The 7,151-nt window shown below is 42.6% G+C and carries 7 protein-coding genes; 6 read left to right on the top strand and 1 reads right to left on the bottom strand.

What is annotated here, in order from left to right; translation table 11 throughout:
- Nucleotides 1-141: 141 nt before the first annotated feature.
- The 5 genes from rpmF (at nt 142) to lysM (ending at nt 3,865) form a co-directional block, all read left to right on the top strand.
- Nucleotides 142-324 (top strand): 50S ribosomal protein L32, encoded by a 183-nt coding sequence (gene rpmF, locus ABYU67_RS08915; protein WP_011512869.1) that lies wholly within the window; start codon nt 142-144, stop codon nt 322-324.
- Between the two features lie 490 nt (nt 325-814).
- Nucleotides 815-1,783 (top strand): ACP S-malonyltransferase, encoded by a 969-nt coding sequence (fabD, locus tag ABYU67_RS08910; protein WP_372844649.1) that lies wholly within the window; start codon nt 815-817, stop codon nt 1,781-1,783.
- On the top strand, nt 1,774-2,508 hold the full coding sequence (gene fabG / locus ABYU67_RS08905) for a 3-oxoacyl-ACP reductase FabG (protein ID WP_226939375.1): 735 nt from the start codon (nt 1,774-1,776) through the stop codon (nt 2,506-2,508). Before fabD ends, fabG begins: the two co-directional genes overlap by 10 nt.
- A gap of 316 nt (nt 2,509-2,824) precedes the next feature.
- Nucleotides 2,825-3,061 (top strand): acyl carrier protein, encoded by a 237-nt coding sequence (gene acpP, locus ABYU67_RS08900; RefSeq protein WP_011279816.1) that lies wholly within the window; start codon nt 2,825-2,827, stop codon nt 3,059-3,061.
- A 297-nt stretch (nt 3,062-3,358) separates the two neighbouring features.
- Nucleotides 3,359-3,865, top strand: coding sequence for a peptidoglycan-binding protein LysM (gene lysM, locus ABYU67_RS08895; protein ID WP_372844648.1), 507 nt, complete (start codon nt 3,359-3,361; stop codon nt 3,863-3,865).
- 118 nt (nt 3,866-3,983) lie between these two features.
- Here the strand turns inward: lysM and queG are convergent, their stop codons facing one another.
- Nucleotides 3,984-5,201, bottom strand: coding sequence for a tRNA epoxyqueuosine(34) reductase QueG (gene queG, locus ABYU67_RS08890; protein WP_372844647.1), 1,218 nt, complete (start codon nt 5,199-5,201; stop codon nt 3,984-3,986).
- A gap of 167 nt (nt 5,202-5,368) precedes the next feature.
- On the opposite strand from queG, the gene ABYU67_RS08885 reads away from it, so the two are divergent.
- Nucleotides 5,369-7,147 (top strand): NAD(P)H-hydrate dehydratase, encoded by a 1,779-nt coding sequence (locus ABYU67_RS08885; protein ID WP_372844646.1) that lies wholly within the window; start codon nt 5,369-5,371, stop codon nt 7,145-7,147.
- The last annotated feature ends 4 nt before the right edge of the window (nt 7,148-7,151 follow it).

Genomic DNA, 7,151 nt, shown 5'->3' with positions numbered 1-7,151 from the left:
GACGTAATCAACACTTTAATACGTGGCAATCTATTTAACTAATGATGCGTAAGACTTAGGTTGTTGTGATTATATAGCCTCTGTCAGTGTCGATTAAAGCTGAATTTCAAGCTTATCCCTTTTAAGTATAGGAGCTATATCATGGCCGTTCAAAAAAGTCGTAAAAGTCGTTCACGTCGTGACATGCGCCGTTCACATCACCGTATGGAAATCGCTGAAATAAGCGTTGATGCTACTACTGGTGAAAAACATCGTCGTCATCACATGACCAAAGATGGTTTTTATCGTGGTCGTCAGTTGTTTAAAGTAAGTCAAGACGCTTAATTTATTGTTATTTGATGGCTGCTAGAGATGATGGTTTTTATGACTGTCGATATTCTTTATCACGCTGTTTTCAAGCAATTGGTTTGAGCTAATGAAAGCCAAGTTATTTCGCTATCATATATTATGTGGCTAGATAACTTGGCTTTTTGCTATGAGTTTTTTAGTGGTAATGTTCATTATTGGTTTTTAATGCTGGTTATTGACTGTTTGCTTTTGATGTCCTTTTTAGGTTATCAGCTATAAAGCAGGAGCTATTTTAGCGATCTAGTATGAGTCACATCATGGGGCTTATCGGAGCAAGACAAGCAATTAACCTTTTAGCAGCTTTGTTAATGACCAATGTCAGTGTATAGTTTCATGAGAGTATGCTGTTTTAAAGGACTAGTGACAGTAATTGCTCTATAAAATTAATATCTTATTATAGTCTTTAACTCTACGATGAACCCCATTCACGCTAGGGGTGTTTCCAATCAAATAAGGAATATTGGTTATGGGCTCTGTACCCGATATGATAAAAAAACAACCAACACGTATTGCGATACTGTTTCCTGGGCAAGGCTCACAAGTGGTTGGTATGACAAGCGAGCTTGCTGAAGCCTATCCTGAAATTCTTGAAACCTTTACTGAAGCAAGTGCAGCATTAGGCGAAGATTTGTGGGCAATCTGTCAAGATGAAGAAAAACTGAACCAAACGCAATATACCCAGCCTGCATTATTAACGGCTAGTATCGCTATTTGGCGTATCTTACAACAAAAAATAACGGATAAGCCCTGCTACCTAGCCGGTCATTCTCTTGGCGAATATAGCGCCCTTTGCGCCGCTAACGTGCTGTCACTCGCTGATGCCGTCAAACTGGTACATAAGCGTGGGCAATTGATGCAGGACGCTGTGGTGGGCATTGATACGGCGATGGCAGCAGTACTGGGTTTGGAGGATCACCGAGTCGAAAATTTGTGTGAGCAAGCAACCGAGCATGTAGAGCATGCGATTGTTGGCGCTGCAAACTTTAATAGCCCAGGGCAAGTGGTGGTTTCTGGTAATGCGGCAGGCGTGAATGCCGTCATTGATAAAGTCCAAAATACGGGCAAAAAAGCCATTCCATTAAAGGTCAGTGTGCCGTCACATTGCGCTTTGATGGAGCCTGCTAGTACCGCACTGGCAGCAGAGCTTGCCGCCATCAAATTTGATCAGGCGACGATTCCTGTGATTCAAAACCGCCATGCACGTGTTGAATCCAGTGCGGTCGGTATCAAAGAGGCGTTAACCGAACAATTAAGTCAGCCAGTACTGTGGTCAAAAACCATGCAAGAGCTGGCAGACAAACAAATTAATATTTTAATCGAGTGTGGTAGTGGTAACGTTCTGAGTAATTTGGCGAAGCGTCAAGCGCAGCCTATTATCAGCTATCCAACTGACAAGCCTGCTCGTCTAGACAAATTGCTGGAGGTATTATTATGAGTCGTACGATCACATTAGTCACAGGCGCAAGCCGCGGTATCGGCAAAGCCGTCGCCAAACGTTTTGCCAAAGAAGGGCACTTTGTCATTGGGACTGCAACCACTGAAAAAGGGGCGGCACAAATTGATGACTATCTAAATGATAGCGGCGGTATTGGTCGCGTGTTAGATGTACGCGATACGGCGCAAATTGACAAGCTATTTGAAGAGATCGAAAGTGTTTATGGCGCTGTTCAGGTATTGGTCAATAATGCTGGCATCACTCAAGATGGCTTATTGATGCGTATGAAAGATGAAGATTGGGACAATGTCATCGATACCAACTTAACGTCTGTCTACCGTATGAGCAAACGTGCTATTCGCGGCATGATGAAAGCGCGCCGTGGTCGTATCATCAATATTACCTCTGTGGTTGCCCAAATGGGTAATGCTGGTCAATCTAACTATGCGGCAACTAAAGCTGGCGTAGAGGGCTTTAGCCGTACGCTTGCGCGTGAAATTGGCTCACGTCAAGTGACCATTAATTGCGTGGCGCCAGGTTTGATTGAAACCGACATGACGGATGAGCTTGATGAGCGCTTATTGAATTCAATGTTAGATGCGGTACCTATTAGCCGTTTGGGTCAGCCAGAGGATATCGCTGCTGCCGTACTGTTTTTAGCCAGTGACGAAGCTAGTTATATCACAGGGGCGGTTCTGCCAGTCAATGGCGGCATGTATATGTAGCAGTTTGCTAGTAGATTTTGCCTAAATGTGAGATCACTTATTAGGGCTAAATTTCAAGCGTTACATACTTATAATAAAAAACTGTGTGAACGAGTGTAAACTATAATAAAGGGTGCTATAATGTCGAATACTTTTAAGTCAAAGCCCTGTATGATAGCAAGGCTTTACTAGATATTAGTTAAGATATATCACTTGTTATAATACACTCAGATGGCCATATGGATCTGAAAATCCCATTTATATACAATGCTATAGTAGCTAAACCATGCGACTATGGTAGTTTGTCAAAATAATAGATCAAAAAGGAGAAAACTACATGAGTAATGATACCGAGCAAAGAGTTAAAGCTGCCGTAGCTGAGCAACTAGGTATGAATGTTGAAGACATCAACAATGATGCTTCATTCATGGAAGACTTAGGCGCTGATTCACTGGATTTAGTTGAGTTGGTTATGTCATTTGAAAGCGATTTTGGCATCACTATTCCTGATGAAGATTCAGCAGAATTAACGACTGTACAAAAAGCAATCGACTACGTACAAGCACAGCTATAATTAGCAACTTGCTCAAGACGTTCGATATGACCGCTTATCTTAATCGATAAGCGGTTTTTTTATATTCGTGATTCCTTCAAACCTTTATTCTTATCATACATCTCTAACTCATTAACAATTACGTTAACATTGGCTACGCCAAATCAACATTACTCAACATACTCTTACTGTTTATCAGCTGATCCTTTGCTTATACTCATTGTGGTAAACAAAAATGATGATAACCGATAATACGTTATCATCGTCATAAACAATAATGATGCATAATAACTAATAATATTTTAAGGGAGTAGCTATATGGGTATGTTCAGTTTTGCAAAAGACATTGGTGATAAAATTTTTAACCGTGACGATGACAAGCATGATGCTAAAACGGAAACCAAAGCAGATGCCAATACGCCAGTACAGAGCACTGAGCCTTCAGCGCAGTCAGTAGCCAATATTTTACTTCGTCGCATTCAGCAGCAGAATCTCAATATCAGCGACTTAAAAGTTAAATATAATGGCTCAACCGATACGGCGGAGATTAGCGGTAAAGCTAAAACCCAAGCGGATCGTGAAAAAGCAATCATCGCCATTGGTAACGTACAAAACGTGGCTAAAGTCATTGATAATATCGATATTGAAGAGCAGTCACCTGAGTCGACGATGTATACTGTAAAATCTGGTGATAGCTTATCTAAAATTGCAAAAGATGTTTACGGTTCAACAGGCGATTATATGAAGATATTTGAAGCCAATAAGCCGATGTTATCTGATCCAGATAAAATTTATCCGGGTCAAGTATTGCGTATTCCCAAGTAGCCATATCGTTCAAGTATCTACATATTATGTCATTAAGAACAATGTCATTAAGATATGACTTACAAAAAACACCTCTTTTAAGGGGTGTTTTTTTATTTAAAAGTATCAAATCAGACCGCTATTGATTCATAGATATACTATCCAATTTATCATGCTGTTCAGTGATTGCCCAATTTATATGCTCATCAAGCATGTCATTATGACATCCCAGCTTTGCTTGTAATGCTTCAATGACTGCTTGATTAGCAGTGGCATTGCCAAGACCAATGGCGATATTACGTAGAAAATTCACATAACCGGTGCGTCTAAGTGGGCTACCTTCGGTCTTTTTCATAAACTCTGCTTCTTGCCATTGCCATAATTCCAGCAAACTGCTGCTATCAAGGCGATGCCTTGGCGCAAAATCCTCTACGGGGGTCAGATTGGCATAACGGTTCCATGGGCAAATCAGCTGACAATCATCGCAGCCAAAAATACGGTTGCCAATAGCGCGGCGGTATTTAGTATCAATGATGCCGTCGTGTTCAATCGTAAGATACGAGATGCAGGCTGAGGCATTAAGCTCATAAGGGGCGACAATGGCTTGGGTCGGGCAAATATCAATGCAGGCGCTGCAACTGCCGCAGTGCTCTTTCACTGGCTCATCGTCAGGTAGCTCAAGGCTCATAAACAGCTCGCCGAGCACAAAGAATGAGCCAGCTTGTTTGTTTATCAGTAATGTATGCTTGCCAGTCCAGCCAAGACCCGCAGCATCAGCAATCGGTCGCTCAAAAATAGGCGCTGAGTCGCTAAAAGGTCTAAAAATAAAATCTGTGTCAGCGCCAATATCTAGATGGTGCCACTCAGGCAGCATCGCCTCAATCTTTAATGCCAGCTGCTTTAGGCGACTACGCATGATTTTATGATAGTCGCGCCCTCGAGCATAGCGCGCAATGATACCTTGATTGGGATAATCATTGTCAGTCACAGTACGTGGTGTTGGAGCTTGAGTGAGGTAATCCATACGGACACTGATAATAGTTTTTGCGCCTTCTACCAGTTGCTCAGGATGCGCACGCAGATAATGATTGCTATGCATAAACTGTAATTGTGCCTCATAGCCTTTGGCCAACCACAGCTTTAACTGTTCAGTCTGCTTAACAAACAAAGGGTGATGTACCGATAAAAAGCCGCAGTCTGCAAACCCTAAAGATTGCGCTGTCTCTTTAATCCATTGCTTAACCTCTGCGGTGGTAACAAATACGGGCGACTGTTTGACAGCAATCTTTTTATTAGAGACGCTAGTAGGGGGTGATGGCGGCTGTGCTTGAGAGTTTGTTTGAGATTTATTGCTCATATCTGACGATCAATGATAATGTGAATACGGATATGATAAGCCAGTGAGCGAAGAGCGCAAGTATCAATGTGAATAAAACCAGATTTATATAGGTCTATTTACTTTGATATATAGCCGAATTATTTAAAAAATTACCCAAACCTTATAAGAAAAACCGAGGGTCAGCCATGCTAGCGTCAAATGTATTTACAAGAAAATCTACCATACCTGTTGCGCTATATAGTAGTGAGCAGTGCTATGCGATGGAGCAAGCATGGTTTGCACAAGGCAATGATAGCTTTGCTTTAATGCAACAAGCAGCTTGGCAAATGGCGCAGCATATTGAAATACTTTATGAAAAAAAAGGTTTCAATGAGCAGTTGGCTAAAAAGGGTGTTTACTCTCGACCCGTGAATCGTCCGCGCCGCGTTAGTGTGTGGGCCGGAAACGGTAATAATGGCGGTGATGGCTGGCTTATCGCCTATTATTTGCAGCAAAGGGGCTGGCAAGTACAAGTCATAGCGGTGGGCTTTGAAAAGCAAGATTTTGCTATAAAAGATGACCTAGAAAACTCTGATGAAGATAATGGAAATCCAAGTACTGACGCAGCAAAGGTGTTACAGCTGGCACTATCCGCTGGTTGCAGATATCTACCTTTTGAAACCAGCGATGATAATGGTTGTGATACACACAGCACAGCGCTGCTGGCAGATGTTTATATCGATGCGATATTTGGTATCGGATTCAATCGTGCACCAAGTAATCTGTATCAGCAAGCAATTTGCGCTTTTAACGAAGCAGTCGAGCATGCTAAAGCAATGGTTGTCGCGGTTGATATCCCGAGTGGCTTGGTTGCTTCTACTGGTCAAGTATTTAAGCATATTGCGATAGTTGCAGATGTGACTCTATGCTTAATCGCACGTAAATTTGGTCTGCATACCAAAGATGGGCTTGATTATGGTGGCGAAGTGATTGATATACCGCTAATCCCTTATCTGGCAAATAATAACGCGCTTATGCCAATGCCAATCGCTACCCTTGTTAATACGCCTTATCGACTAAAACCGCGCCGACAAAACAGTCATAAAGGCAGCTATGGGCATGTATTAATCATTGGTGGTAACCGTATTGATAACTCACAAGGTATGGGCGGCGCTGCCATATTATCAGCATCAAGCGCGATGGCAACTGGCAGTGGCAAAATGACAGTTGCCTGTCATAAGGCTTTCCATGGGGCGTTATTAACCTCACTGCCAGATGCCATGAGCATGGATTTACATGATAACAAAGGAGTAAAACACCTAATTAAAGAGGCCAGTGTGGTTGCTATCGGTATGGGGCTAGGGCGTGATGAAAAAGCAAAACTGCTATTTACTGAATATTTGCAGGCGGCGGTAGCAGCAGGTAAACCCTTAATAATCGATGCCGATGGTCTGTATCATTTGGCTTCATTGCATCGAGAAAATCCTATGATGATAGCTGAGTTAAAAGCACATAGCAAAACCCATCAAGTGTCCCTAACGCCGCATAGTGGGGAAGCTGCTAGGTTATTAAATAAAACAGTAGCGGAGATAGAAAGTGACCGTTTAACTGCAATATCAGAATGTGCAGCGACTTATGGCGGTGACTGGGTATTAAAAGGGGCAGGGTCGTTAATTCTGGAGCAGCAATTAGAGCAAGCACATGTTTATGTGTGCGGTGTGGGCAATGCTGGTATGGCAAGCGCTGGCATGGGTGATGTGCTCGCAGGCGTCATTGCTGGGTTATTGGCACAGGCAGATTTGGAACATGAATTACGCAGCTTGCACCAAGCCGTCATTATTCACGGTCTAGCGGGAGATGTTTTGGTTAATCGGACGAGTAGCAACGATGGTGATCCGTTATTAATAGGGCAACGAGGTCTGCAAGCTAAAGATATGCCAGCAGCTGTCCGCCATGTGATGCAGCACATAACAGACAGCTTTTAACTGT

The organism is Psychrobacter sp., assembly GCF_041554015.1.
Taxonomy (GTDB): Bacteria; Pseudomonadota; Gammaproteobacteria; order Pseudomonadales; family Moraxellaceae; genus Psychrobacter.
Note: the sequence above shows the minus strand (reverse complement) of the source record. Positions and strands in the feature narration are given on the sequence as shown.

Coding starts and splice junctions, on each gene's coding strand:
- queG (WP_372844647.1), bottom strand. CDS start 5,201: ATGAGCAATAAATCTCAAACAAACTCTCAAGCACAGCCGCCATCACCC.
- fabD (WP_372844649.1), top strand. CDS start 815: ATGGGCTCTGTACCCGATATGATAAAAAAACAACCAACACGTATTGCG.
- acpP (WP_011279816.1), top strand. CDS start 2,825: ATGAGTAATGATACCGAGCAAAGAGTTAAAGCTGCCGTAGCTGAGCAA.
- lysM (WP_372844648.1), top strand. CDS start 3,359: ATGGGTATGTTCAGTTTTGCAAAAGACATTGGTGATAAAATTTTTAAC.
- ABYU67_RS08885 (WP_372844646.1), top strand. CDS start 5,369: ATGCTAGCGTCAAATGTATTTACAAGAAAATCTACCATACCTGTTGCG.
- rpmF (WP_011512869.1), top strand. CDS start 142: ATGGCCGTTCAAAAAAGTCGTAAAAGTCGTTCACGTCGTGACATGCGC.